Source organism: Methylobacterium sp. ARG-1 (assembly GCF_001262595.1).
GTDB classification, from domain to species: domain Bacteria; phylum Pseudomonadota; class Alphaproteobacteria; order Rhizobiales; family Beijerinckiaceae; genus Methylobacterium; species Methylobacterium brachiatum.
In genome coordinates this window covers 1-26314 of record NZ_LHCD01000010.1, presented here as the reverse complement: position 1 = coordinate 26314, position 26314 = coordinate 1, and the positions used below count along the sequence as shown (strand labels likewise).

General features: G+C 71.5%; 26 protein-coding genes. 8 read left to right on the top strand and 18 right to left on the bottom strand.

The annotated features are described in order from the left end of the window. Positions 1 to 26: 26 nt before the first annotated feature. From AKJ13_RS11930 to AKJ13_RS32240, 6 genes are all read right to left on the bottom strand, one after another. On the bottom strand, positions 27 to 626 hold the full coding sequence (locus AKJ13_RS11930; RefSeq protein WP_050733541.1) for a pyridoxamine 5'-phosphate oxidase family protein: 600 nt from the start codon (positions 624 to 626) through the stop codon (positions 27 to 29). Continuing rightward, entirely contained in the window at positions 623 to 958 is a 336-nt protein-coding gene (locus tag AKJ13_RS11925; RefSeq protein WP_007562919.1) for a lipid-A-disaccharide synthase N-terminal domain-containing protein, read from the bottom strand. The genes AKJ13_RS11930 and AKJ13_RS11925 overlap by 4 nt, the downstream gene beginning before the upstream one ends. Continuing rightward, positions 952 to 1707, bottom strand: a complete 756-nt coding sequence (locus AKJ13_RS11920) for a glycosyltransferase family 2 protein (RefSeq protein WP_050733540.1) — start codon at positions 1705 to 1707, stop codon at positions 952 to 954. Before AKJ13_RS11920 ends, AKJ13_RS11925 begins: the two co-directional genes overlap by 7 nt. Next, the gene (locus AKJ13_RS11915; protein ID WP_050733539.1) at positions 1704 to 3425 is read right to left on the bottom strand and encodes a glycosyl transferase; all 1722 of its coding nucleotides are present in this window, start codon (positions 3423 to 3425) and stop codon (positions 1704 to 1706) included. Before AKJ13_RS11915 ends, AKJ13_RS11920 begins: the two co-directional genes overlap by 4 nt. Before the next feature lie 81 nt (positions 3426 to 3506). Continuing rightward, positions 3507 to 4697, bottom strand: coding sequence for a cystathionine beta-lyase (gene metC, locus AKJ13_RS11910; RefSeq protein WP_050733538.1), 1191 nt, complete (start codon positions 4695 to 4697; stop codon positions 3507 to 3509). Positions 4698 to 4977: 280 nt separating this feature from the next. Continuing rightward, a complete protein-coding gene (locus tag AKJ13_RS32240; protein ID WP_007562928.1) occupies positions 4978 to 5151 on the bottom strand; it encodes an Rmf/CrpP family protein in 174 nt (57 codons plus the stop codon). 107 nt (positions 5152 to 5258) lie between these two features. On the opposite strand from AKJ13_RS32240, the gene AKJ13_RS11905 reads away from it, so the two are divergent. After that, complete coding sequence (locus tag AKJ13_RS11905) at positions 5259 to 5528, top strand: hypothetical protein (protein WP_050733626.1); 270 nt, start codon at positions 5259 to 5261, stop codon at positions 5526 to 5528. A 120-nt stretch (positions 5529 to 5648) separates the two neighbouring features. Here AKJ13_RS11905 and ntrC read toward each other — a convergent pair whose 3' ends face one another. From ntrC to dusB, 3 genes are read right to left on the bottom strand one after another with little or no spacing between them, the layout of a single operon-like run. After that, on the bottom strand, positions 5649 to 7109 hold the full coding sequence (ntrC, locus tag AKJ13_RS11900) for a nitrogen regulation protein NR(I) (RefSeq protein ID WP_050733537.1): 1461 nt from the start codon (positions 7107 to 7109) through the stop codon (positions 5649 to 5651). Positions 7110 to 7158: 49 nt separating this feature from the next. Continuing rightward, a complete protein-coding gene (locus tag AKJ13_RS11895; RefSeq protein ID WP_144426236.1) occupies positions 7159 to 8289 on the bottom strand; it encodes an ATP-binding protein in 1131 nt (376 codons plus the stop codon). Positions 8290 to 8312: 23 nt separating this feature from the next. Beyond that, complete coding sequence (gene dusB, locus AKJ13_RS11890) at positions 8313 to 9335, bottom strand: tRNA dihydrouridine synthase DusB (protein WP_050733535.1); 1023 nt, start codon at positions 9333 to 9335, stop codon at positions 8313 to 8315. A 170-nt stretch (positions 9336 to 9505) separates the two neighbouring features. On the opposite strand from dusB, the gene AKJ13_RS11885 reads away from it, so the two are divergent. Continuing rightward, positions 9506 to 10837 (top strand): bifunctional 2-C-methyl-D-erythritol 4-phosphate cytidylyltransferase/2-C-methyl-D-erythritol 2,4-cyclodiphosphate synthase, encoded by a 1332-nt coding sequence (locus AKJ13_RS11885; protein WP_050733534.1) that lies wholly within the window; start codon positions 9506 to 9508, stop codon positions 10835 to 10837. Between the two features lie 349 nt (positions 10838 to 11186). Here the strand turns inward: AKJ13_RS11885 and AKJ13_RS11880 are convergent, their stop codons facing one another. After that, on the bottom strand, positions 11187 to 11585 hold the full coding sequence (locus AKJ13_RS11880) for an MAPEG family protein (protein ID WP_050733533.1): 399 nt from the start codon (positions 11583 to 11585) through the stop codon (positions 11187 to 11189). 100 nt (positions 11586 to 11685) lie between these two features. On the opposite strand from AKJ13_RS11880, the gene AKJ13_RS11875 reads away from it, so the two are divergent. Beyond that, entirely contained in the window at positions 11686 to 12183 is a 498-nt protein-coding gene (locus AKJ13_RS11875) for a CinA family protein (protein WP_050733532.1), read from the top strand. An 18-nt stretch (positions 12184 to 12201) separates the two neighbouring features. Continuing rightward, positions 12202 to 13419, top strand: a complete 1218-nt coding sequence (locus AKJ13_RS11870; protein WP_050733531.1) for an FAD-dependent oxidoreductase — start codon at positions 12202 to 12204, stop codon at positions 13417 to 13419. Positions 13420 to 13441: 22 nt separating this feature from the next. Here the strand turns inward: AKJ13_RS11870 and AKJ13_RS11865 are convergent, their stop codons facing one another. From AKJ13_RS11865 to AKJ13_RS11830, 8 genes are all read right to left on the bottom strand, one after another. Then, positions 13442 to 13831, bottom strand: coding sequence for a hypothetical protein (locus AKJ13_RS11865; protein ID WP_050733530.1), 390 nt, complete (start codon positions 13829 to 13831; stop codon positions 13442 to 13444). 582 nt (positions 13832 to 14413) lie between these two features. Next, positions 14414 to 14869 carry a type II toxin-antitoxin system RatA family toxin gene (locus tag AKJ13_RS11860; protein ID WP_050733529.1) on the bottom strand — a complete coding sequence of 152 codons (456 nt, stop codon included), beginning with the start codon at positions 14867 to 14869 and terminating at the stop codon, positions 14414 to 14416. Positions 14870 to 14885: 16 nt separating this feature from the next. Continuing rightward, a complete protein-coding gene (gene lipA / locus AKJ13_RS11855; protein WP_050733528.1) occupies positions 14886 to 15869 on the bottom strand; it encodes a lipoyl synthase in 984 nt (327 codons plus the stop codon). Between the two features lie 140 nt (positions 15870 to 16009). After that, complete coding sequence (locus AKJ13_RS11850; RefSeq protein ID WP_050733527.1) at positions 16010 to 16741, bottom strand: MIP/aquaporin family protein; 732 nt, start codon at positions 16739 to 16741, stop codon at positions 16010 to 16012. Positions 16742 to 16964: 223 nt separating this feature from the next. After that, positions 16965 to 18470, bottom strand: coding sequence for a glycerol kinase GlpK (gene glpK / locus AKJ13_RS11845; protein ID WP_050733526.1), 1506 nt, complete (start codon positions 18468 to 18470; stop codon positions 16965 to 16967). Between the two features lie 55 nt (positions 18471 to 18525). Continuing rightward, on the bottom strand, positions 18526 to 20058 hold the full coding sequence (gene glpD, locus AKJ13_RS11840) for a glycerol-3-phosphate dehydrogenase (RefSeq protein ID WP_050733525.1): 1533 nt from the start codon (positions 20056 to 20058) through the stop codon (positions 18526 to 18528). Positions 20059 to 20142: 84 nt separating this feature from the next. Then, complete coding sequence (locus AKJ13_RS11835) at positions 20143 to 20958, bottom strand: DeoR family transcriptional regulator (RefSeq protein ID WP_050733524.1); 816 nt, start codon at positions 20956 to 20958, stop codon at positions 20143 to 20145. 590 nt (positions 20959 to 21548) lie between these two features. Further along, positions 21549 to 21797, bottom strand: coding sequence for a hypothetical protein (locus tag AKJ13_RS11830; protein ID WP_007562963.1), 249 nt, complete (start codon positions 21795 to 21797; stop codon positions 21549 to 21551). Between the two features lie 216 nt (positions 21798 to 22013). Here AKJ13_RS11830 and AKJ13_RS11825 point away from each other — a divergent pair, with 216 nt between their 5' ends. The 4 genes from AKJ13_RS11825 to AKJ13_RS11810 form a co-directional block, all read left to right on the top strand. After that, positions 22014 to 22508, top strand: a complete 495-nt coding sequence (locus AKJ13_RS11825) for a chemotaxis protein CheW (RefSeq protein ID WP_050733523.1) — start codon at positions 22014 to 22016, stop codon at positions 22506 to 22508. Positions 22509 to 22514: 6 nt separating this feature from the next. After that, on the top strand, positions 22515 to 24017 hold the full coding sequence (locus tag AKJ13_RS11820) for a CheR family methyltransferase (protein ID WP_050733522.1): 1503 nt from the start codon (positions 22515 to 22517) through the stop codon (positions 24015 to 24017). Beyond that, a complete protein-coding gene (locus tag AKJ13_RS11815; RefSeq protein ID WP_050733521.1) occupies positions 24017 to 24592 on the top strand; it encodes a chemotaxis protein CheW in 576 nt (191 codons plus the stop codon). The genes AKJ13_RS11820 and AKJ13_RS11815 overlap by 1 nt, the downstream gene beginning before the upstream one ends. 49 nt (positions 24593 to 24641) lie before the next feature. Next, the coding region (locus AKJ13_RS11810) for a methyl-accepting chemotaxis protein (RefSeq protein WP_064774617.1) at positions 24642 to 26314 on the top strand (1673 nt) is incomplete at its 3' end.

Below are 26314 nucleotides of genomic sequence, written 5' to 3'. Positions count from 1 at the left end.
TGGTGGGGTCCGCTCACCGTCTCCGATCAGGGCGCGATCCAGCCGCCGGTCCAGTTGCCCTGCCCCCGCGTCCAGGCCGCCCGGCGATGGCCGCGGCGGTCGAGATAGAGGAAGTCGAGGCGCGTGGCCCGCACCCTGACGGCCGCAAAATGCGGGCGCCCGAGGGACGCCGCCGCATCCTCGTCCGGCAGCGTGTAGGCGCCGCCCGCGGGCAGAGCCGTCCCGGGTGCGGGGTCGGCGCCGTAGCAGACCCGGCTCATCGCCCGGGAGCCGGCCCAGGCGGTCTCGGCGACGGCGTCGTCCGTGTGGAGCGTGGCCCGGCCCTCGATCCGGATCTGGATCTTGCTCGCCTCGTCGTAGGCGGCGAGCGCGCAGGCCGGGTTCGCCAGGATCTCGGCGGCCTTGTCGGAGCGGCGGTCGCAATGGAACCGGAGGGTGCCGGATTCGCTGTCGGCTTCGCGCAGCACCACCGTGCGCAGCCGCGGGCCGTCGGGCCCGACGGTCGCCAGCGCCGGCAGGTGGAAACCGCTGCGGCCTTGCGCGGCACCCTCCGCCAGAAGCCGCCACAGTTCGGCGAAGGTCGCGTCGAGATCGTCGTAGAAATCCGGCAGGGGGGCGCGGGTCATGCGGGATCCCGCTGGCGTCGCCGGCGCTCGCGGAAGATCAGCGCGAGGTTGCGCAGGTAGATGCCGGTGGACAGGCCCTGGCCGATGATGATCACCGGCTCCCGGCGGACGAACCCGTAGACCAGGGTCATCAGTCCACCCAGGATCGACAGGAACCAGAACGAGAGCGGCATCACGCTCCGGCCGGCGCGCTCGCTGGCGATCCATTGCAGGATGAAGCGCGAGCCGAACACCATCTGGGCGACGATGCCGAACACCACCCAGAAATCGAGCCGGGTGACGAACACGTCGTAGAAATAGTCCGGCAGGTCGTGGGCCAGCTGGATCAGCATCGGGCGTCCTGGTCTGCCGGCGCGGGGAGTTCGTGCGGCTGCGGGTCGGCCCGCTTGCGCCGGATCAGCCACCAGACCCCGGCGAGGTCGAGGAGCCCGACCCAGAGCCGGTCGAACAGGCCGTAATTCGAGACGCCGGTGAGCCGGGGCCGGTCGATCACGTCGTGGTGGACCACCAAAAACCCCTCGCGCACCACCAGGGCCGGCATGAACCGATGGAGGGCGTCGAAATAGGGCAGCCGGAGATAGACGGCGCGGCGGAACACCTTCAGGCCGCAGCCGGTGTCCCGGGTGGCGTCCTTCAGGATGCGCCCGCGCACGCCGTTTGCGATGCGCGATTGCAGCATCTTGAAGCGCCCGTCCTTGCGGCCGCGCCGCTGCCCCTGGGCTAGGCCGGCCCGTTCACCGCCCGCCTCCAGGGCGGCGAGCAGGGCCGGGATGAAGGCCGGGTCGTTCTGGCCGTCGCCGTCCAGCGTCGCGATGACCGGCGCCCGGGCCGCCAGGACGCCGCTGCGCACCGCCGCCGACTGGCCGCCGCTGCGCGCGTGCCGCACCACCCGCATCCAGGGCCGGCCGGCGCGCGCCGCCGCCAGGCTGTCCGGCGTGCCGTCGGTGGAGCCGTCATCGACGTAGATCAGCTCGAAGCCGAGCGGCGCGCAGGCCGCCTCGATCTCGGCCACCAGGGGGGCAATGTTGCCGGCCTCGTTCTTCACGGGCACGACGACGCTGAGGGTCGGCGCGCCGCTCACGGGGCCACCGCGTAGGCGGTCACGAAGACCCGCCGGCCGGTATTGAGGTTGAAGCCCTCGACCTCGGCGAGCGGCGCCGGCGCCCCCCGCGCCACCGGCCAGGCGGCGTTGAAGTCGTCGCGGTCGCGGGCCTCCACGAACAGCAGCCGGCAGCCGCCCGCCTCCAGGAACTGCTTGGCCGCGGCCCCGTCCGGCGGCAGGGCGAGATCGGTGCCGGTGAGGAAGACGAGGCTCGGCTCCCGGTAGCCGAGGCTCGCGACCTGCGGGTTCGGGCAGGTCATCCGGTCGCGCAGGGCGGCCAGCCGCGGCGAGACCTTCAGGGTCGGCAGGGACCGCTGCGCCACGCCCAGCACCGCCGGCCCGAGCAGGCAGGACGCGAAGATGCCGAGCACGAGGGCGCGCTCGGGCCTGCCGCCCGCGAAGGCCATCCAGGCCAGGACCGCCACCGCGCAGGCCGCGGCGAGCAGCGGCAGCGCCGCCCAGGGGAGCGTGTGGCTGTCGAGGCGCCAGCCCGCGAGGCACAGGCCGAGCGTCAGCCCGATGGGGATCGCCGGCACCAGCAGGGCGGTCGCCCGCGCCCCGCGCAGCCGCGGGTCGAGCGCCCCGCGCGACAGGGCCAGGACGGTGAGGATGGCAAGCCACGGCATCAGCGGCAGGACGTAATGGGGCAGCTTGGTCGGCACCGCCTCGAAGATCAGCCAGGCCGGCAGCACGGCGGCGATCAGGAACGCGACGGCGGGCTCGCGCCGGGCGCGCCAGGCGAGCGGAAGGCCCATCGCCGCGAAGGCCGCCCCCGGCCAGAAGGTCGCGAAGAAGGCGAGGGCGTAGGCCCCGGGGGGAGCCCAATGCCGCTCGGCGCCGCCGCCGACCTTGGCCAGCATGTCGTGACCCACCGCCTCCGCGTAGAAGGCGCCGCCGCTCTTCCAGGCGATGGCCGCGAACCACGGCGCCACCAGCAGCAGCGTGAGGGCGAGGCCCGCCGCGGGCCTCAGGGCGAGCAGCCAGCGGCCCGAACGCGTCACCACCGACAAGATCAGGGCTGGCAGGACGACGAACAGCGGCACCATGGGTCCCTTGATGAGGATGCCGAGCGCCATCCCGAGCCAGAAGGCCGGGAACACGGCACGGCCCACGGTTCCCCCGGCCCGGGACGCCAGCCAGACCCGCGCGAGCGCCCCGAGGCTGGCGGTGGCGCAGGCGGCCAGCAGCGCGTCGGTCTTGGCGAGATGCGCCTCGGCGGTAAGCATCAGGCTGGCGCCGTACAGGGCGGCGGCCAGCAGAGCGAGCCTGCGCGGCAGGAACGCCAGGGCCGCCCAGTAGGCGAGCAGCACCGAGGCCGTGGCGCCGATCAGCGACGGGATCCGGTACAGGGCGATCTGCCGACGCGCATCGGGGACGCCCAGCGCCTCCCCGGCCGCCACCGCGGCGGCCTGCGCCCAGTAGATCCCGACCGGCTTCTTGTGCCGGGCCTCCCCCTGGAAGCGGATGTCGACCAGGTCGCCGCTCTCCAGCATCTGCTTGGAGGCCTGGGCGAAGCGCGGCTCGTCCCGGTCCATCGGCTGCAGGGAGATCTGGCCGGGCAGGAACAGCAGCAGGCAGAGCGCCAGCAGGGCGGCCGCAACCCGGGCATGGGTGAGGCTCAGCGCGTCGAGGCCGCGGCCGATCCGATCGACAGAAGCGAGGTGCGGGACGCCGTCGGCGGAGAGGCTCGTGCTCATGCCCGGCCGGTCAATCAGGATCGGACGGTCAGGTCAAATGCTCCGTCACCCATCCGTCATCGCGCGCGGCTGCGGGCGCCGTCAGAATGCCGCCCGCAGCCGCGCGAAGCCGGCATCGAGATCGGCCTGGAGGTCGGCGATGTCCTCCAGCCCGATATGGAAGCGCAGGGCCGGGCCGCCCGGGGCCCATTGGGTGGCGGTCCGGTAGCCGGCGCAGTCGAACGGGATCACCAGGCTCTCGAAGCCGCCCCAGGAGAAGCCCATCCCGAACAGCTCCAGCCCGTCCAGCATCGCGGCCACCGCCGCCTCGGGCACCGGCTTGAGGATCACCCCGAACAGCCCCGAGGCGCCGGCGAAGTCGCGCTTCCAGATCGCGTGGCCGGGATCCTCCGGCAGGCCGGGATGCAGCACCCGCAGCACCTCCGGCCGCGCCTGGAACCACCGGGCCATCTCCAGCCCGGCGCGGCCGTGCTCGCGCAGGCGCAGCGCCATCGTGCGCATGCCCCGGAGCGCCAGGAAGATGTCCTCGGCCCCGGCGCAGGGCGCGAAATGGTCGAAGGTGCGCCGCACCGCCGGGAAATAGGCCGCGTTGGCGGAGGTGAGGCCGATCAGCAGGTCGGACCCGCCGCTCAGATACTTGGTCCCGGCCTCGACCGCGATATCGACTCCGCGTTCGTGGGGCGGGAACAGCAGGGGCGTCGCCCAGGTGTTGTCCATGATCACGCAGGCGCCCCTCGCATGGGCGACCTCGGCGATCGCCGGCACGTCCTGCATCTCGAAGCTTTGCGAGCCGGGCGCCTCGACCAGGACCGCCTTGGTGTTGGGGCGCATCAACTCGGCGATGCCGGCCCCCACGGTCGGGTCGTAATAGGTGACCGCGACCCCGAACCGGGCCAGGACGCCGTCGCAGAACTGCCGGGTCGGGCGATAGGCCGAATCCGTCACCAGCAGATGGTCGCCGGCCGAGACCGCGGCCATCAGCGCGACGGTCAGCGCCGACAGCCCCGAGGGCGTCACCACGGTGCCGGCGGCACCGGCGAGTTCCGTCCAGGCGTCGGTCAGCGAGTCCATCGTCGGCGTCGCCGAGGTGCCGTAATTGTAGCGCCCACGCCGGTTCTTGATCGCGTCGTAGGTCGGGTAGAGCACGGTCGAACCGCGATAGATCGGCGTGTTGACGAAGCCGTGCTGCGCGCCCGGATCCCGGCCGGCATGGACGAGGCGCGTCGCCGCCCCGAATGTCTGCTTCGATTCGGGCTTGGGCGTCAGGGACATTGTGGCTCGACGATCGCGTTGCGCTGCGACGCACGAAGCCCGCCGGCCCGGGCGAGGTCAAGCCTGAGGGTTGATTGAGGGGGGTTCTTGAGGGCGACGGTGGGCTGCCAAACCCGCTCGGTCATTCCGGGGCGCCACAGGCGAGCCCGGAATCCAGAGGCGCCGACAGCGCAAGGTCCTGAACTGACAGAGCTTCTGGATCCCGGGCTCCGCTGCACGGCCCCGGGATGACGTGGAGGATGACGGGAGTCGATGCGCGCCTTCCGCTACGGTTCACCGCTCACGGCGTCTCGGGCGGATCGGAGACCACGGCCTCCTCGTAAGCTTGCATCCAGGCGGCGTGCTCTTCGGAGCCCTCCGCATAGGGGCATTCGCTCACGGGCTTACCGTAGAGACGGGCGTTGCGGCCCTGGATGAACGGGCTGTCGCTCGCGGTCGCCTGGACGTTCGTCAATATCGCCTCCCGAAGACTGGCTCCCGGCCCGCAAATTTGGGGTGGGCTTCGTTAACGGGCCGGCGGGTAATCTGTTGCCGTCTCAAGTCGCGTTCCGGGTCGTCTGCGTGCCTATCCTGCGTTCTTTCTTCGGCGGCATCCTCGTCCTGGTCTCGACGGCGATCGTCGCCCTCGTCAGTGCCGACCGGCTTGCCCATCTGGCGCCGCCCGCGACGGTGCGGGCTGCCCAGGCCGAACCCTCGGCGACCGGGTCGCTTCCCGCCCCGGTGAAGGCTGCGCCGGCGCCCAAGCCGATCGTGCCCACCATCCCCAACGGCTTCGACACCGAGCGGCTCAACGCCCTGATGCGCGGCGACCCGATCCTGCCCCGGCGCTGACCGGAGCGCTTGCCGCCGCAGTGGATGCCGGTTCGGCGTAAGCGAACGCGTAGAACCAGCTCCAGGCGTCTCAGGGCTCCGCCCCGAACCCCGCCAAAGGGCTCGCCCTTTGGGAACCCGTTACCGGGCGGTGCGGAACACCTGCAGGTCGAGGTCGCGGACCTTCTTGCGCAGGGTGTTGCGGTTGACGCCGAGCAGCTCGGCGGCGCGGATCTGGTTGCCCCGCGTGGCGGCGAGCGCCGCGCCGATCAGTGGGCCTTCGATCTCGCGCAGGATCCGGTGATAGAGCCCGGGCGGCGGCAACGTGTCCCGGTAGCCCGAAAAGTAATCCGACAGGTGGCGCTCCACGGCGCTCGACAGGGTCTCGGATTCGCCGGTGGCCTTGCGGGCGCTGCCGTTGGCCGAGGCCGGGGCGGCGAGCGGCAAAGTGTCGAGCTCAGCCTCGATCACCGGCCCGGTGATCGTCTCTTGCGGATAGAGCGCGGCGAGCCGCCGGACCAGGTTCTCCAACTCGCGGACGTTGCCCGGCCAGCGGTAGCGCTTGAGCCGCTCCATGGCGTCGCCGTCCAGCGTCTTGCGGGTCAGGCCTTCGCGCTCGACCAACACGAAGAAGTGGCGGATCAGGTCCGGCACATCCTCCGACCGCTCGCGCAGGGCCGGCAGCCGCAGCGGCACCACGTTCAGCCGGAAGAACAGATCCTCGCGGAAGATGCCCTGCTGGATCGAGATCCGCAGGTCCTTGTTGGTCGCCGCGATGATCCGGACGTTGGTCTTGATCGGCACACGGCCGCCGACCGTGGTGTACTCGCCCTGCTGGAGCACGCGCAGGAGCCGGGTCTGGGCCTCCATCGGCATGTCGCCGATCTCGTCGAGGAACAGCGTGCCGCCCTCGGCCTGCTCGAACCGGCCGGCCGAGCGCTGGAGCGCGCCGGTGAAGGCGCCCTTCTCGTGGCCGAACAGCTCGGACTCGATCAGGTCGCGCGGGATCGCGGCCATGTTGACCGGCACGAACGGGCCGGTGCGGCGGCGGCCGTAATCGTGCAGCGCCCGGGCGACCAGCTCCTTGCCGGTGCCGGACTCGCCGGTAATCATCACGGTAAGGTCGGTGGGCATCAGCCGGGCGAGCGCCCGGTAGATCTCCTGCATGGCGGGCGAGCGCCCGACCAGCGGGATGTCCTCGTTCTCCGGCGGCGCGCCGGCCGGCGCGGTGCCACGCGGGCGTGACAGCGCGCGGCCGACGATGGCGATCAGCTCCTTCAGGTCGAAGGGCTTGGGCAGGTACTCGTAGGCGCCCCGCTCGGAGGCGCGGATCGCGGTCATGAAGGTGTTCTGCGCGCTCATGACGATGATCGGCAGTTCCGGCCGCACGCGCTTGATGCGCGGCAGCAGGTCGAACACGTTCTCGTCGGGCATCACCACGTCGGTGATGACCAGGTCGCCCTCGCCCTGCGCGACCCAGCGCCAGAGGGTGGCGCAATTGCCCGTCGAGCGGACTTCGTAGCCCGCCCGGGACAGTGCCTGGTTCAGCACCGTGCGGATGGCGGCGTCGTCGTCGGCGACGATGATGTGGCCGTTCGGCATGATTCTCTTACTCAGACCTCCGGCCGGGCGGCCGAAACACAAGGCGACATCACGGATCGACCGCCGATTCGCGCCCGTCGCGGGCGCTGGACATCGGCAGGAGGATGCGGAACGTCGTACGGCGGGGGGCGGGATCGCACTCGACGATGCCTCCGTGGTCGCCGACGATCTTGGCGACCAATGCAAGTCCGAGGCCGGATCCCTGCGCCTTGGTGGTCACGAATGGGTCGAACAGGTCGGGCAGCAGGTCGGCGGAGATGCCCGGCCCATTGTCACGGATCGCGACCTCGATCGGCAGGCTGACCCGCTCGCGCGAGCCCGGCACCTGCAGGCGCAGGCCGGTGCGGAAGGCGGTGGACAGGGTAATCTCGCCCTCGACCGCATCCGGGCCGATCGCCTCGGCGGCGTTCTTCACGAGGTTCAGGATCACCTGGATCAGCTGGTCGCGGCTGCCGAGCACCGGCGGCAGCGACGGATCGTAGGTCTCGACGAAGCGGATATGACGCGCGAACCCCGATTGGGCCGAGCGCTTCACCTGGTCGAGGACCCCGTGGACGTTGACGGCGCCGCGATCGGCCGGGCGCTCGTCGCCGAACAGCTCCATCCGCTCGACAATCCGCACGATCCGGTCGGATTCGTCGCAGATCAGCCGGGTGAGCATCCGGTCCTCCTCGGCGCCGGTGCTCTCCAAGAGCTGCGCGGCGCCGCGGATGCCGGCCAGCGGGTTCTTGATCTCGTGGGCCAGCATCGCGCCGAGGGCCACCATCGAGCGGGCGGCGCCGCGATGGGTGAGCTGGCGGTTCATCTTGTCCGCGATGGTGCGCTCCTGCAGCATCATCACCACGGCATCGTCGTCGTCGGCCAAGGGCGTGGCGAAGACGTCGACGCTTCGCTCCAGCCCGAGGCGGGGCTGGGTCAGCTCGACCCGGTACTCGCTGACGCTGGCCCGCCGCCGCCGGACCTCGGCCACGAGCGCGATGATCGGCGAGGCGAACGGGATGATGTCGCGCAGGCGGCGGCGCTGCATCAGGCGCGCGGAATAGTCGAAGAACGCCTCCGCGGCGTGGTTGCAGTGGAGGATGCGCTCGTCACCGCCGATGGTCAGGACCGGCAGCGGCAGGGCGTTGAGCACGGCCTCTCCGGCCGGGTCGCGCCGGCCGCCCGACGCCTCGGGACGCAGATCCTGCGGAAAGCCGTCGTCGCTCACGCGGCCTCCCGAACCAGATCGGCCTGCCCGAAAGCGCGGGCCAGCAGCGCCAGCGCCACCTCCGGATCGGTGGTGGTGAGGAGCGCGGTGCGCTCGGCCGGCTCCAGCGCGCCGCCGGCCTCGGCATAGGCGGCCAAATGCTTGCGGGCATGGCGCACGCCCATATGGCGGCCGTAGAGCGCGAGCAGCCCGTCATAATGCGCGGCCGCCATCGCGGCCTGCTCGGCCGGCGACGGCGTCTCCGCGGGACGGCCGGCGAGCGCCGCAGCCACCTGCCCGACCAGCCAGGGCCGGCCGGTGGCGGCGCGCCCGATCATCACCCCGGCGGCGCCGGAGGCGGCGAGGCACGCTCGGGCGCTGGCGAGGTCGACCACGTCGCCGTTGGCGATCACCGGAATCGAGACCGCGTCGACCACGGGGCGGATCGCGGCCCAATCGGCCACGCCCTTGTAGAATTGCTGCCGGGTCCGCCCGTGGACGGTGACGGCGTTGAGCCCGAGCCGCTCGGCCCGGGTGGCGAGATCGACGGCGTTGCGGGTGGCGTCGTCCCAGCCCAGCCGCACCTTGACGGTGACCGGCACCGACACCGCCCCGCGCACGGCCGCGAGCAGGCGCGTCGCGTGGTCGAGGTCCCGCATCAGGGCCGAGCCCGAGGCGATCCCGGTGACGATCTTGGCCGGGCAGCCCATGTTCACGTCGATCACGTCGGCGCCCCCGGCCTCGGCGAGCCGCGCGGCCTCGGCCATCGGCTCGGCCTCGCAGCCGGCGAGCTGGACCACGTGCAGGTCGACCCCGGAGCCCTCCGCCCGCAGGGTCGCCTCGCCGGCGCCGCGGGCGAATTCGCGCGCCGCCACCATCTCGGACACCACCGCGTCGGCGCCGCAGCGCCGGGCGATCCTGCGCATGTGCAGGTCGGTGACGCCGGACAGGGGCGCGAGCAGGCAGAGCGGAACGGGAGAATCGCCCCCGCCGGCCGGTCGTCCGTCGCGCAGCGCGCTTAAATAATGATCAGTCGCCATTCTGCACAACAATGAGGCAAGTGCGGTCCGCTGGCAAGCGGGGGCAGCGCGTTGATTTCGCGCCCTCCCCCGCTTAAACGACGCTCATCCTCACCGGCAGAGGTCCGGCAGCACGGCTGGCCCGCGCGCCCGCTGCCGTCCTCTTCCCGGTTTCGACGAGTTCGCCGCCCATGCCCGCCACCGGCACGCCTGCCACCGGACCCGTGGATACGGGGTCTGGCGTCGCCGCCGTGGTGGTCGCGGCCGGCCGCGGCATCCGCATCGGCGGCGGCACCCCCAAGCAGTACCGCCGGGTCGGCGGCCAGGCGGTCCTGACCCGCACGCTCGCCGCCCTCGCTGCCCAGGACGCGATCGACCGGATCCAGCCGGTGATCGCCGCCGACGCGGCCGCGTTTTTTCTCAGCTGCCTGGACGAGCTCGCGCCTGAGCACCGCGAAAAGATCGGCGCACCGGTCGAGGGCGGCGCCACCCGCCAGCTCTCGGTGCGCGCCGGCCTCGAGGCCTTGGCATCCGGCGACGCGCCGGAGATCGTGCTCGTGCACGATGCCGCCCGCCCCTATGTCGACGCCGCCCTGATCGCCCGGGCGATCGCGGCCGGGCGCGACCATGGCGCCGCGGTGCCGGGCGTGCCGGTCACCGATACAGTCAAGCGCGTCGCCGAGATCGCCCCCGGCATCGGCCGGGTGCACGAGACCCCGCCCCGGGAGCATCTGCGCGCGGTGCAGACCCCCCAGGCCTTCGCCTTCGCGCCGCTGCTCGGCGCCCATCGCGACGCGGCCGCGCAAGGCCTCGACGGCTTCACCGATGACGGGGCGCTCGCCGAATGGGCGGGCTTGCCCGTGGTGGTGTTCGTCGGCGACATCGCCAACCGCAAGATCACCCAGCCCGCCGACCTGATCGAGGCGGACCGGGCCTTCGCGTCCGATCCATCCGAAATGCCAGCGCCCGGAGCCCGCGCCATGACCGCCTACGTCACCCGCCTCGGCACCGGCTTCGACGTCCACGCCTTCACCACCGGCGACCATGTCTGGCTCGGCGGCATCAAGATTCCGGCCGACCGCGGCGTGCTCGCCCATTCCGACGGCGACGTGGCGCTGCACGCGCTCACCGACGCGCTGCTCGGCGCCATCGCGGACGGCGATATCGGCACCCACTTCCCGCCCTCCGACGAGCGCTGGCGCGGCGCCTCCTCCGACCAGTTCCTGGCCCATGCCTGCGGGCTGGTCCGGGCCCGGGGCGGCCGGATCGACCATCTCGACATCACCGTGCTGGCCGAGGCGCCGCGGATCGGCCAGCACCGGGAGGCGATCCGGGCGCGCATCGCCGAGATCGCCGGCGTGCCGCTGACCGCCGTGTCGATCAAGGCGACGACCACGGAAAAGCTCGGCTTCGTCGGTCGCGCCGAAGGCCTCGCCGCCCAGGCCGCCGCCACGATCCGCCTCCCCGAAGAGGCCGGCCCCGCCCTCGATGCGGAGGCCGAGACCGCGATGCGGCAGGGGTGAGGGGCGCGGGCGCCTTTCCTTCCCGTTCTCGGGAGGGGGGCGACGATCGCCGACCCTGCCGCGACGGCGTGATCAGAAAAGGCGATCGGTCAATTAGCTACGCCGGCTGACGCACGACATCGGGTCTATCCCACCCCTGCCCTCATCCTGAGGTGCGAGCGCAGCGAGCCCCGCAGGAGCCCTCCAGGGAGCGCGCGGCCGGCTGGAGGGCTCCTTCGAGGCCTCCGCTTCGCTACGGCACCTCAGGATGAGGGGATCGGTTGGATCGGCGCCCATCATGGCGTGAGCACCCCCGTCGGAGGTCACGAACGCACCGTTCGATGACAGCCGCTCCATCCCAAAAAAAGAATCACGCCGTCCGCAGCAGCAGCGCGATCGCCGCGATGGCGAGCACGGCCATCGTTAGCAGGATGCCGCCGCCCCGGCAGCCGAACTGGCGGGGGGAGTTGGGCGCGGCGAACATGCCGATCGGGTGCAGGATGCGGCCGACCAGCAGGGCGATCAGCAGACCCTGGACGAGGCCGTGGCTGCCGCCGCCGGCTTCCAGCAGGCCGACCAGGATCAGCGCCAGCGGGACATACTCAGAAAAATTGGCGTGCGAGCGGACCCGCTTGAGCATGGATTCGTCGCCGCCGTCGCCGAACAGGACGTTGCCGGAGACGCGGGAACCCATCACCCAGCCGGACAGGCCGAGATACACCAGGGCGAGCAGCGCGGCGTAGAAGGCCGTGGTCGCGGGGAAGATCATCGGGGTCGGGGTCTCCTGTCGGGGCGCCGGTCCTTGAGCCGCGGCCGGGCTTGGGTCACAACACGAGATAGGGCGCTCCGGCCCAGGGCGAGCCTCGCGCATGATCGACGACACGGAGCTTCTCGACCGCGCCGCGGCGCTGGTCGCCGCCTATGCCGAGGCCGGACGCACCATCGTTACGGCCGAATCCTGCACCGGCGGGCTGGTGGCGGGGCTGCTCACCGCGGTGCCGGGCTCCTCTGCGGTGGTGGAGCGCGGCTACGTCACCTACTCGAACGAAGCCAAGGCGGAGGCGATCGGGGTGCCGATGGACCTGATCCGCCGGCACGGCGCCGTCAGCGAGGAGGTCGGCCGGGCGATGGCCTGCGGGGCGCTGGCCGCCTCGCGCGCCACGGTCGCGGTGGCGATCACCGGCATCGCCGGCCCCGGCGGCGGCAGCGCCGAGAAGCCGGTCGGGCTGGTCCATTTCGGGCTCGCCCTGCGCCAGGGCGGGCGCCGTCACTTGGAGCGACGCTACGGCGACCTCGGCCGCGGCGCGATCCGTCGCGCGGCGGTCGCGGACGCGCTCGGCCTGCTCGAAGGGGCGCTCGTCGACTGATCAGGTGCGGAGGGCTCGATGGACGGCCTGAAGACCCAGCTCTGCATCGTCGGCGGCGGCCCGGCCGGGATGATGGCCGGCCTGCTCTTCGCCCGGGCCGGGATCGCCGTCACGGTGCTGGAGAAGCACGCCGATTTCCTGCGCGACTTCCGTGGAGACACGATCCACCCCTCCACCCTCGACCTGATGGACGAGCTCGGCCTCGCCGAGCGCTTCCGCGCCCTGCCCCAGCGGCGGGTCGAGACCTTCTCGGGCGTCGTGAACGACCGGAGCTACCGGGTCGCGGATTTCAGCCGCCTGCCGACCCGCAACCGCTTCCTGTCCTTCATGCCGCAATGGGACTTTTTGGATTTTTTGGCCGGTGAGGCGGGGCGTTATACGGGTTTCCGGCTGATCCGCCGGACCGAGGCCCGCGCCCTCGTCGAAGACGCGGGCCGGGTCGTGGGCGTGCGGGCCGAGGGGCCGGACGGGCCGGTGGAGATCCGGGCCGACCTCGTGCTCTGTGCCGACGGCCGCCATTCGCGGATGCGCGCGCGCGCCGGCTTCACGCCCCGGGCCTTCGGGGCGCCGATCGACGTGCTGTGGTTCCGCCTGCCGCGCCGGGACGGCGACCCGGAGGCGGCGGCCGGGCGGTTCGGGCCGGGGCGCATCCTGATCACGCTGGACCGGGGCGACGCCTGGCAATGCGCCTACGTGGTCCCGAAGGGCGGCGACGCGGCGCTCCGCGCCAAGGGGCTGCCGGCCTTCCGGGCGACGGTGGCCGAGATCGCGCCGTTCCTGGCCGACCGCACCGAATCCATCGCCGATTGGGATGCGGTGAAGCTCCTCACCGTGACCGTCGATCGGCTGGCGCGCTGGCATCGCCCCGGCCTGCTCTGCATCGGCGACGCCGCCCACGCCATGTCGCCGGTGGGCGGGGTCGGCATCAACCTGGCGATCCAGGACGCGGTGGCGGCGGCCAACATCCTGGCCGAGCCCCTGCGGGCGGGGCGCGTGACCGAGGCCGACCTCGCCCGCGTCCAGGCCCGGCGGATGTTCCCGGTCCGGGCGACCCAGATCCTGCAGCGGGTGATCCAGGCCCGGGTGATCGCCACCGCGCTCAAGGCCGACGCCCCGTTCCGGGCGCCCCTGGCCCTACGCATCCTTGATCGGCTGCCGTTCCTCCAGGCACTGCCCGCCCGGATGATCGGGATGGGCGTGCGGCCGGAGCATGTCACCGCTCCGGCCCGGGCCTGATCGCGCACCCCGCCGCGCGGCGCTACAGCAGGCGCCAGTCGGCCAGGCGGCCGTTCACGAAGACCAGCTCCAGCTTGTTGCCGGCGCCCCGGGCCTTGGCGGACGAGGCCGCGGAGGCGGCGGCGATGATCTCGGCGCCGTTGGCCGCGCCGCCGGCACGGTAGAGCGCCTCGCCCGCCGACGAACTCAGCGGGGTCAGGGACGCGATGGCGCCCAGCGTTTCGCCGACCCTACCCTTGACCGCCTCGGGCCGGATATAGGTCATGCCGCTGTGATCCCCCAACGGGGAGGCGACGTTGTCCCGGCTCGCCGGAGGGCCGTACAGCGCCAGCACCTGACCGACCGTGGTGCGCCTGACCTTGAGATGGGCGTGGATGAAGGACGGGCTGAAGCGGTCCTCGGCCAGGGCCACCGGTGCGGCGCTGGCACCGGCCGCCGGGGCCGCCCCCGAAGCCGTGCCGGTGCTGTTGCAGGCCGTCAGCGTGATTCGGGGCAGCCGTCACCAGAGGAATGGCGAGCACCGCCTTCCTGTACGTCATGATCAATTCCGGAAAGTGTCGGTAAAACAACGGAATCAATTGGATTCCGGTGCATTTTGCTGGCACGCTCCCGGACGCTGTAAGGCTGAGTGCCGCGACAGCGCTGTCCTGTGGACGACTTGCAGGCGGCCGTGGTTTTATCGCGCGATATAGAGAGCTTGAAGGCAAGGCATTCGCGGATGCTGTCCTTCCGCACCTGCGCCACAAGCTGTGCAATATCGGTGCGGCGCCGGCGGTGAGGCCGCAACGTTGTCAACTCGGTCACCCAACCGGGGCGATGAGAGGCTTATCTCGGGCGAGGCGACCGGTTGTCGGGCGGATCCCTTCGGGACTGTTCCCGTCCTTGCGAGCGCAGCGAGGCAACCCAGGGAAGCGCCACGGCCCGGGATCGCACGCGGCCCCGGGGTCACCTCGCTGCGCACGCGATGACGGACGCGTTCGACCGGAAGCTCCCCTCAGGCGGTGCCGTACATCCGGTCCGCCCGTCCCTCGAAGGCGTCGGTGAACTTGCGGAAGGCGCGGTCGAACATCGTGCCCATCAGGAGGCCGAGGGTCCGGCTCTTGAACTCGTAGGTGATGAAGAAGTCGATCGCGCAGCCGCCGTCCGGCGCCTCCTTGAACAGCCAGCGGTTCTCCAGATGGCGGAACGGGCCGTCGATATACTCGGCCACGATCTTGCGGTTGTCCGGATCCAGGCTGACCCGGGTGGTGAAGCGCTCGCGGATCGCCTTGTAGCCGACGCCCATCTCGGCGATCAGCACCTGCCCGCCCTCCGGCATGTCCTGGCGGCGGATCACCCGCAGGGATTCGCACAGCGGCAGGAACTCGGGATAGCGCTCCACATCGGCCACGAGATCGTACATCTGCTGCGGCGAATGCCGCACCGCACGGGTAACCCGGAAAGACGGCATCGGTGTCGGGACTTTCTCAGGCCGAGAGTGCGGGCGACAGCTTGGCGAGGCGGGCCGCCTGCAGCCGCGCGAAATCCTCGCCGGCATGGTGCGACGAGCGGGTCAGGGGCGTGGCCGAGACCAGCAGGAAGCCCTTGGCGTAGGCGGTGGTCTCGTAGGTCTTGAACTCGTCGGGCGGAATGAAGCGCACGACCTCGTGGTGCTTCTTCGACGGCTGCAGGTACTGGCCGATGGTCAGGAAGTCGACATCGGCCGAGCGCAGGTCATCCATCAGCTGGAGCACCTCGTTCCGCTCCTCGCCGAGCCCGACCATGATGCCGGACTTGGTGAAGATCGACGGGTCGAGCTCCTTCACCCTCTGCAGCAGGCGCACCGAGTGGAAGTAGCGGGCGCCGGGCCGCACCGTCAGGTATTTGGCCGGCACCGTCTCGAGGTTGTGGTTGAACACGTCGGGCTTGGCCGCGACCACAACCTCGAGGGCCCCGTCCTTGCGCAGGAAGTCGGGGGTGAGGATCTCCACCGTGGTACCGGGGCTCGCCGTGCGGATTGCCGCGATGGTCCGGGCGAAATGCTGCGCGCCGCCATCCTTCAGGTCGTCCCGGTCCACCGAGGTGATCACCACGTGGTGCAGGCCGAGCTTGGCCACCGAGTCGCCGATCTTTTCCGGCTCGTGCTGATCGAGGGCGTCGGGCAGGCCGGTCCGCACGTTGCAGAAGGCGCAGGCCCGCGTGCAGGTGTCGCCCATGATCATGAAGGTGGCGTGCCGCTTCTCCCAGCACTCGCCGATATTGGGGCAGCCGGCCTCCTCGCAGACCGTGACGAGGCCGTGCTCGCGGACGATCTTCTGGGTCTCGGTCCAGGCCTTGGAGCCCGGCGCCTTGACTCGGATCCAGTCCGGCTTCTTGGCCTGGACGGGCTGGTCGGGCCGGTGCGCCTTCTCGGGATGGCGCAGGCGCGCCGAGCGCGGATCGTTCTTCAGGATGTCGAGGACGACGGCCATGGGTCGGGGGCTGCCACACCGCGGGGAAGCGCCCGGAGGCGCGGTCGGTCAGGAGAGACTGACTTAAGGCGCCCGGCCCCGCGCCGCAAACCGCCGCGACGCCGGGACGCCATGCGGCGGTTGAGGGTGCGGTGTTTGCGTCAGATCCCGAGCGCCCGCACCAGCAGCCCCGCCAGCACGGCCCCGATCACCGGGCCGCCCACCGGGACGAGCGCGTAGCCCCAGTCGGACGAACCCTTGCCGGCGATCGGCAGCACCGCGTGGGCGATGCGCGGCCCGAGGTCGCGGGCGGGGTTGATCGCGTAGCCGGTGGTGCCGCCGAGCGAGAGGCCGATGCCCCAGACCAGCATGCCGACCATGTAGGGCGCGACCCCGCGCGGGATCGCCCCGGAGGCGCCGAGCGTGTTGGTTACCAGAGCCGAGATGGTCAGGATCAGGAAGAAGGTGGCGATGATCTCCGAGGTCCAGTTGGCCTTGGCGTCGCGGATCGCCGGCCCGGTGCAGAAGCAGGCGAGCTTCAGGTCCTGCTCGGGCGTCGCCGCCCAGTGCGGCAGGTAGTGCAGCCAGACGATCGCCGCGCCCGCGAAGGCGCCGAGCATCTGGGCCGGGACGTAGACCCAGAGCTTCGAGAAATCCCCGGAGCCGACGGCGCCGGCCACGGTCACGGCGGGGTTGAGATGCGCGTCCGGGCTGCCGGTGGCGGTGGCGACGAAGATCCCGGCGAGAACCCCGAAGGCCCAGCCGGCCGTGATGGCGATCCAGCCGGCGCCCTCACCCTTGGATCGCTTGAGCAGGGCGCCGGCGACGACGCCGTCTCCCAGCACGATCAGCGTCATCGTACCGAGGAATTCACCCAGGAATGGCGACGTCATGGTCTATCTCCCCCGTTTGCTGTTTATTGTAAGGCTTTACAGCTTATTCGAGCGTCTAAGTCTTTAAGGTGATTGTCGATCTCTGTCGGCCTTCCGATCTCTTCGCTCATCCTGATGTGCCGGAGCGTAGCGGAGGCCTCGAAGGAGCCCTCCTTCCAGGCTGCTGCGCGGCACCTCAGGAAGAAGTCGCGGGTGGGCGTGATCCGGCCCGAAAGCGCCCGCCTCAATCCTCGTCGAGCTTCCAGTCGAAGGAGCGCTGCACCGCCCGGCTCCAGGCGGCGGCGATCTTCTCGCGCTGGCCGGCATCCATCTTCGGGGTCCAGCGCTTGTCGACGCCCCAGTTGCGCTTGAGGTCGTCGAGGCCCTTCCAGTAGCCGACCGCGAGGCCCGCCGCGTAGGCGGCCCCGAGCGCCGTGGTCTCGGAGACCTTCGGGCGCACCACCGGCACGTCGAGCATGTCGGCCTGGAACTGCATCAGCGTGTTGTTGGCGACCATGCCGCCATCGGCGCGCAGTTCCTTGACCGGGATGCCGGAATCCTTGGCCATCGCGTCCAGCACCTCGTGGGTCTGGAAGGCGGTCGCCTCCAGCACCGAGCGGGCGATGTGGCCACGGTTGACGTAGCGGGTGAGGCCGATGATCAGCCCGCGGGCGCCCTCGTTCCAGTGCGGCGCGTAGAGGCCGGAGAAGGCCGGCACGAAGTAGACGCCGCCATTGTCCTCGACGGTCGTGGCCAGCGTCTCGACCTCGGCCGAATCCTTGATCATGTGGAGGTTGTCGCGCAGCCACTGCACCAGGGCGCCCGTGATGGCGATCGAGCCCTCCAGGGCGTAGGCCGGCTTCTCGCCGTCGAGCCGATAGGCCAGGGTCGTGACCAGGCCGGCCTTGGACGGGACCGGCTCGGTGCCGGTGTTCATCAGGGCGAAGCAGCCGGTGCCGTAGGTGTTCTTGGCCTCGCCCGGACTGAAGCAGGTCTGGCCGAACAGGGCCGCCTGCTGATCGCCCAGGATGCCGGCGATCGGCACGCCCGCGAACGGCGCCTTGGTCTCGCCGTAGACCTCGCTCGAAGAGACGATCCGGGGCAGCATCGCCTTCGGGATGCCGAAGGTCGCCAGCATGCCATCGTCCCATTCCAGGGACTTCAGCGACATCAGCTGCGTGCGGCTGGCATTGGTCACGTCGGTGACGTGCAGCCCGCCCTCGGTGCCACCGGTGAGGTTCCAGACCAGCCAGGTGTCGATGTTGCCGAACAGCACGTCGCCGGCCTCGGCCCGCTCCCGGGCGCCCTCGATATGGTCGAGCAGCCACCGAAGCTTGAGACCCGAGAAGTAGCTCGCCAGCGGCAGACCGGTGAGGTCGCGGAACCGGTCGCGGCCGCCGTCGCGGGCGAACTCGGCCACCAGCCGGTCGTTGCGGGTATCCTGCCAGACCAGGGCGTTGTGGAGCGGCTTGCCGGTGCGCCGGTCCCAGATCAGCGTGGTCTCGCGCTGGTTGGTGATGCCGACCGCGGCGAGGTCGGTGGGCTGGAGGCCAGCCTTGTCCAGGGCCTCGCGCATCACGGCCTGCGTCTTGGTCCAGATCTCGGCGGCGTCGTGCTCGACATGGCCGGGGGCTGGATAGATCTGCGCGTGCTCGGCCTGGGCCAGCGCGATGACGCTGCCCTCGCGATCGAACACCATGAAGCGGCTGCTCGTGGTGCCCTGGTCGATGGCCCCGACGTAACGGCTCATCGTTCCCTCCCTGGTTAGGCCCGACCGGTCTCGCGCCGGCTCGGGTTCGACACAATCATGCAGCCTCGGCCCTGCGGTCGAGGTAGGCGGACAGGCGCGCGGCGCTCTCGGGGCTGGTGCGCAGGCCGAGCTTCGAGCGGCGCCAGAGGATATCCTCGGCGGTGACCGCCCATTCCGCGACGCGCAGGTAATCGACCTCGGCCGCGGTCAGGCCGCCGTCGAATACCTCGCCGAGATCCGCCATCGACTGCGCGGTCCCGACGATCTCGCGGGCCTTGGTCCCGTAGGCCCGGGCGAGGCGCCGCGCGGTCTCGGCGGGCAGGAACGGCTTCTCCGCCTGGAGCTTGGCCAGGAACTGGTCGAAATCCGCGTCTGGCATCGCGCCGCCGGGCAGGACCGCATCGCCGGTCCAGGCCGGCTTGAGGCCGGGGAAGAACGGCTTGAGCTTCTCGATCGCGTGCTCGGCCAGGCGCCGGTAGGTGGTGATCTTGCCGCCGAACACCGACAGCACCGCCGCCTTGCCGCCCTGGTCCTCCACGTCGAGGACGTAGTCGCGGGTCACCGCCGAGGCGTTCTCGGCCGCATCGTCGTAGAGCGGGCGCACGCCCGAATAGCTCCAGACCACGTCCGCCGGGGTGATGCGGGTGTCGAAGGAACGGTTGATGCAGCCGCAGAGGTAATCGGTCTCCTCTGGGGAGATCGAGACCGGGCCGGGCTCGCCGTCATAGGGCACGTCGGTGGTGCCGATCAGCGTGAAGTCGCGCTCGTAGGGGATCGCGAAGATGATCCGCTTGTCGGGCTGCTGCAGGATATAGGCTTGGTCGCCCGGGAACAGGCGCTTGACCACGATGTGGCTGCCCTTGATCAGGCGGACCGCCGCGCGGCTGTTGATGCCGAGCGTGCCGCCCAGCGTCGCGCTGACCCAGGGGCCGGCGGCGTTGACCACGGCCTTGGCCCGGACCGTCCGCTCGGTCCCGGTACGCTCGTCGCGCAAGGTCGCGACCCAGCCCTCACCCTCGCGCCGTGCCGAGACGACGCCGGTGCGGGTGAGGACCGTGGCGCCGCGCTCGCGGGCATCCATGGCGTTGAGCACGACCAGGCGGCTGTCCTCGACCCAGCAGTCCGAATAGACGAAGCCCTTGGTCAGCCGCTTCTGCAGTGGCGCGCCGTAGGGCGAATTCCGCAGGTCCACCGACTTCGAGCCTGGCAGGGTCCGCAGCTGCGCGAGGTGGTCGTACAGGAACAGGCCGAGCCGCAGCATCCAGGCCGGGCGCAGGCCCTCGTCGTGGGGCAGCACGAAGCGCAGAGGCCAGATCACGTGGGGCGCCTGACGCAGCAGCCGCTCGCGCTCGGCCAGGGCCTCGCGGACCAGGCGGAACTCGTAATATTCGAGGTAGCGCAGCCCGCCGTGGATCAGCTTCGTGGAGGACGAGGAGGTGAAGCCCGCCAGATCGCCGCGCTCGGCCAGCAGGACGGACAGGCCGCGGCCCGATGCATCGCGCGCGATTCCGGTGCCGTTGATGCCGCCGCCGATGACCAGGAGATCGTAGGCGTCGGACGGCGCGCGCTGGCGCGTTGCAGCCGGCATTGTTCCTCCTCTCCCGCCTGAATGGCGGGTTCAGGACATATTGAGCCGCCTACGAGTTTTCGCAAGCGAAAAAACGCATGTTCGTTACAGGTCGTCGTCGGCCACCGCCAGGGTGACCCCCTGGCGCTCGATCATCGCGATGATCTCGGGCGGCGGCATCCGATCGGTGAAGAAGGTGTCCACCTGATCCAGTCGCCCGACCTGCACCATCGGGCGCCGGGTGAACTTGGTGTGATCGGCGACCAGAAAGGTCTTGCGGGCATGGGCCAGGATGGTCTGCGTCGCTCGCACCTCCTCGTAATCGTAGTCGAGCAGCGCGCCGTCGGCATCGATGCCGCTGATGCCGATCACCGCCACGTCCACCCGGAACTGGCTGAGCGTGTCGCAGGTGAGCTGGCCCAGCACCGCGCCGTCGCGGTTGCGCACGGTGCCGCCGGCCACGACGATGTGGAATTCCGTGGCCTCGGCCAGGGACAGCGCGACGTTGAGGTTGTTGGTGATGACGCTGAGGTCGTCGTGCCGGGTCAATTCCCGAGCGACCGCCTCGGGGGTCGTGCCGATATTCACGAAGACCGAGCAATGGGACGGGATCCGGCTGGCCGCCAACCGGCCGATCCGGGTCTTCTCCGGCAGCAGCGTCACCCGGCGGTCGGCATAGTCGATGTTCTCGACGCTCGACGGCAGCCCGCCGCCGCCCCGGTAGCGCTCGAGCCGGCCCTCGGCGCTCAGCTCGTTCAGGTCGCGTCGGATCGTCTGGACGGTGACGCCGAACTGCGCGGCCAGGGCCTCGATCGTGACGAAGCCCCGCTGGCGCACGGCCGCCACGATGGCGCTGCGGCGCGCCTCGACCCCGGTGGCCTCGACCCTGTCCTCGGATCTGCGGTCGAGCGGTCGTGACATCGAGGCTCCTGGCGTTCCCCGGCCCGTCCGGCGCGGAGATGTTCGTTTGCGAACATTCTGTGGGGTGGGCGGCTTTCGCACGAGAGTGAACCCGCCAGGGTGGCCGGGCAACCGGGTTGCGCACGCGGCGGATCGGATGCGCACAGGTGGCGGGGGTGGCGAATGCCCTCTCCACCGGGTGACCGAACCTGCCGATGCCGGTCGCGGTGCGGGTCTCCTGTCCCGCGGGGGCGCGGACATGCACCGATCGGCTTACGAAGGGCGGAACGCACGCTCCTCCCCTGGCGGGAAGGAGTTAGGTTCGGTGGTCCCGGAGAGGCGCAGCGGCACCGCCTGCGCCACCCCATCCCCGGCCCCCCGCAAGGGGGGAGGAAAAGCGCGGCGCCGCAAGCGCTTGATGCCGAAACGATGTGGTGAATCCGCTGGCCCGCGCGGCAGGAGCGCGTTGCGGCCTGCAGGACCGGCCGTGCAACCGCCGTAGGCCGCGACCGGATCCGAGCCGCGACCGAAAAACCCAACAAAAAAGCCTGCCGCGGATGCGGCAGGCCTGAACGAGCCGGTGACGCCGCTCGGCGGCGCGCCCAGGCTGCTCACATCTGGTGGTGACGCGACCGGCGATGATGCTTCATCATCCGCTTGTGCTTCATGCGCTTGCGCATGACTGGACGCTGGGCCGGGGCGGCGCCCTGCTCCATCGCAGCGGCTTCGCCGGCGCGCTCCAGGCCGCCACGGGGACCACCGGCCTGCGCGCCGGAATTGTTGTAGGGCGCGTTGCCCTGGGCGTAGGCGGAGCCCGCGAGCAGCGTCAGCGACGCGGCGGCCAACAGAAGTTTCCTCATGATCAATCCCTGGCGTAGACAGTCGCAGGCGAGGCGTCGCCCGTCGTCTGGGCTTTGCCGCTGCGTCGGAAAATAAGCGGCTGAGGGGAGACATGGTTCCCTGGCGCCGCGATCCGGTGTTGGATGCCGGAATCGGGTCATTGCCTGCCGGGGGGCGGGGGCCTATTGCGCGGCCTGTCCCGGCGGGGCCGCGATGCGTACGGGAGGGGGGCGGCTTTGGCCAGCAGCGGTTCGGCCTATCTGCTCCTCGACGTCGCCGGCACGCCCTGCGCCCTGCCGCGCGCGGCCGTCTCCGAGATCCTGCCGCTGCCGGACCTGCACAATCCCCCGGCGACCGGCGGCTGGCTCGCCGGCTTCCTGAATCTCGGCGGCGCGCCGATCCCGGTGATCGATCTGGCGCCGCTCCTCGGCCTGCGCCCGGCCGCCACCCGGCCCGGCCTCTACGCGCATCTGGTGCTCACTCGGGACGATGCGGTCGCCTATCTGGTCGACCGCGCCGCCGATCTGGTGATCGTGCCCGAGGACGCGATCCGGCCGGCCGAGGAGGCCGGGACGCTCAACGGCTGCGTGGCGGCCGAGCTCGTGATCGGCGACCGGCTCGTCCACGCCCTCTCCCCCGAGAGCCTGCTGACCGCGCAGGAGCGGGAACGGGTCGTGGCGCTGACCCGGGCGGCGGCCGAGCGCCTGGCCGCCCTGCCCCCGTCCGCGTGATCGGCGATGCCGCGCTTCGTTCCTTCCCGCCCCGATCCGGGTGGCGACCCGGCCTATGCCGCGCTGAAGGCGCGGATCATCGCGCGCACCGGCCATCATTATTACATCGATAAGGACGAGCTCCTGACCGAGCGCCTGCACCGGCGCTTCCGGGCCACCGCGATCGCCGATTGCGCCGCCTACAGCGCCCTGCTGGCCGACCCGTCCCGGGGCGAGGCGGAATGGGCTAATCTCGAGGCCGAGATCACGGTCGGCGAGACCTTCTTCTTCCGCTACGCCGAGCAGTTCCAGGCCCTACGCGAGACGATCCTGCCGGCGCTGATCGCGGCGCATCGCCACGACCGCACCCTGCGGATCTGGAGCGCCGGATGCTCGACCGGGGCCGAGCCCTATTCCCTGGCGATCCTGGTGCGCGAGGCCCTGGGCGATGCCCTGCCCGACTGGCGGGTCGTGATCCTCGGCACCGATATCAGCGTCGAGGCGCTGGCAACCGCCCGGGCGGCCGAGTACGGGCGCTGGGCGCTGCGGACCATGCCGCCGGAGGACCGCCTGCGCTACTTCACGCGCCTGCCTCCCGCCCCCGGGATCCGGCGCGAGGGCGGCTTCGCCCTGCGGCCGGAATACCGCGCGCTGGTGCGGTTCGAGCGCGGCAACCTCCTGAGCCTGGTCGAGCCCAACGTCCCGCCGGGCGAGGGCTTCGACCTGATCCTGTGCCGCAACGTGCTGATCTATTTCGAGGCCGAGACGGTGGCCGCGGTGGTGCGCGGCCTCGGTCGCCGCCTCCGGCCGGACGGCTGGATGCTGCTCGGTCATGCCGAGCCCAACCCGACCTTCTCCGGCTTCCTCGACCCGGTCAGCCTGCCCGGGACCGTCGCCTATCGGCGCCTGGCCGACGCGGTGCCGACGCTGGCGCCCCGGCCGGTCCCGCCGGCGCTCGAGCCGGCCTGGTCGGTGCCGCGCATTCACGAGGCGGACGAGGCGGACGAGCCAGACGAGCCAGACGAGCCCGTCGAGAGCGCGGTGGCGACGATCCTCGCCCCGCCCCGGCCCGCCCTCCTGCCGAGCCTCGACCTGGGCGATGGCGAGGCGCCGGCGGACGACCTCGCGCGCATCCGTGCGCTCGCCGATGCCGGGGAGACCGGCGCCGCCTGGCGGGTGCTGCGCGACGCCCTGGCGCGGGACCCGACCGATCCGGCCCTGCGCTTCTACGAGGGGCTCCTCGCCCGTACCCTCGGCCGGGACGTCGAGGCCGAGCGGGCCCTGCGGGCGGCGCTCTATCTCGACCGGGGCTTCGTGATGGCCCATTACCATCTCGGGCTGCTGCTGATCGCACTCGGCCGACCCGAGGCGGCGGCCCGCGCTCTCGACAACGCCATCGCGCTCAGCCAAGCCCTCGGGCCGAACACCCTCCTGCTCGAGGGCGACGGCGCCGCGGCGGGCGAGATCGCCGCTGGCGCGGCTGCGGCCCGCGCCGGGCTCGGCGCGGATAGCGGAACCGGGAGGCCCTGATGGACGCGCGCCAGAGCGCTTCGGAGCAGGCGACGAAGCCGAGAACCGCGCGGGACATCCGCGCCGAGCGCGCCGCGGCCCTGGCCCGGCGCAGCCAGGCCGCCGCGGGACCCGAGACCGGCATCGACCACCTCGTCTGCGCCTGCGGAACCGAGCGCTACGGGATTCCCCTCGCGGCGGTCGCACACGTGCTGCCGATGCGCCCGTTCACGCCGATGCCCGGGGCGGTGCCGGCGCTGCTGGGCCTGATCGCCCTCTCGGGCCGGATCGTCGGCGTCCTCGGCCTCGGCCGGGCACTCGGCCGGCCGGAAACGCCGCCCGAGGCCGAGGGCGAGGCCGGGCATCTCGTGGTGCTGCGCGGCAGCCAGGCCCAGCCCGTGGCGCTGGCGGTCGACCGGGTGCTGGGGATCGCCGCCGCGGCGGGACCGTCTGCCGCAGGGATGGCGGAGGCGGCCGACCCCGCCGGATTGGGCAACGCCGCTGCTTCGGGCTATGCCCCCGCTTCGGCCGGCGGCGGCCGACCGGATTTCGTCGTCGTCGACCTGCCCCGCCTCCTGCATCGCGTGCTGCCCTAACTGTTCAGGTCCGCGCCCCCGCGCCCCACCACTGGAGCCAGCCCCGACCGTGACGTTCTCGATCGGAAGACGCATCCTCCTCGGCTTCGTCGCCGTCACGGTGGTGATCGTGGCCCTGGGCTTCTACGCCCTCGAGCAGATCGGGGCGGTCCGCGACACGACCGACGCCATCGTCCGGCGCGACATGTCGGTGCTGCGCCAGCTCGACGATCTCGGCAACCAGGCCCGGGATCTCGGGCTCCTGCGCCGCAACGCCGTGATCGCGCTGCTGTCGCAGGCCCAGGGCCGCCCGGCGCGCACCGACGACAACGTGGCGGCGTGGCGCCGGACCGCGGCCCAGGTCGAGAGCGCGCTGGCCACCACGATGCAACTCGCCGGCGAGTACCGGACGCTCTCGATCTCGGCCCAGCGCAACGCCGTCTGGGACCGGATCGCCGCGGCGGCGGCCGAGGTGCAGCGCTCGTTCCGGGATGTCCGGGCCGCGAGCGAGGCGCAGTTCGCCGCCATCGCCCAGCAGGATGTGGCCGGGGTCGAGGCGCGCAACGACGAGATCAGCCGCCTGCAGGCGCCGTTCCTGGGCGGCATCACCAACCTGCGCACCCTGCTCGACGGCGGCATGGCCCTGGGGCAGCGCGCCGCCCACGAGGTCTACGAGCGCTCGCGCCTGTCGATCTACCTGACCCTCGCCGCGGCGGTCCTGTTGGCGATGCTGGTCACCTGGATGATCCGCCGCGCCGTGGTGCACCCGCTGGAGACCGTGATGGCCTTCGTCGAGCGGGTCGGCTCCGGCGACCTCTCGGGCAAGCTCGACATGCGCGGCGGCGACGAGATTGCGCGCCTGGGTCGGACGCTGAACGCGATGGTGGACGGTCTGTCCGATCTGGCCCGGACCAACCGCGCCGCCACCGCCGACCTCAACGCCGCCGCCGCCGAGATCCGCGCCTCGGCCCAGCAGCAGGCGGCCTCGGTGGAGGAGCAATTCGCCGCCGTGCAGGAGACCGCCGCCACGGTGGACGAGATCACCCATTCCGGCGCGCAGATCGGCAAGCGCGCCACGGAGGTGATCGCCACCGCCCAGGCCACCGCCCAGACCTCCCGCCAGGGTTTGCGCGCGGTCTCCGACACCGCCAAGGCCATGGACGCGATCCGCGAGCAGGCGGAAGCCGTGGCCGGCAACATCGTCAGCCTGTCGGAGAAGACGCAGACGATCGGCGACATCATCGAGACGGTCAACGACATCTCGGAGCGCACGCATCTGCTGGCGCTCAACGCCGCCATCGAGGCGGCCGCGGCTGGCGAGAGCGGGCGCAGCTTCGCGGTGGTGGCCTCGGAGATGAAGCTTCTGGCCGACCAGGCCAAGGCGGCCACGGGTCAGGTCCGGGGGATTTTGGGCGAGATCCAGCGGGGCATCAACACCTCGGTGATGCTGACCGAGGAGGCGGTGAAGCGGGCGGCGGCCGGCAAGACGCGCTCGGACACGACGCAGCGGACCATCGAGGAGATCACGGCGCGGGTTGAGGAGAACGTCCAGACCTTCCAGCAGATCGTGGCCTCGACCAACCAGCAGCAGCTCGGGATCGAGCAGGTGATGGGGGCGCTGCAGAACATCCGCCAGGCCAGCCAGCAGACGGCGGCCGGCACCCGCGAGGTCGAGGCGGCCTCGGCCAACCTCACCGAACTCGCCCAGGCCCTCATGGCCCTGGCCGAACGCTACCGGCACTG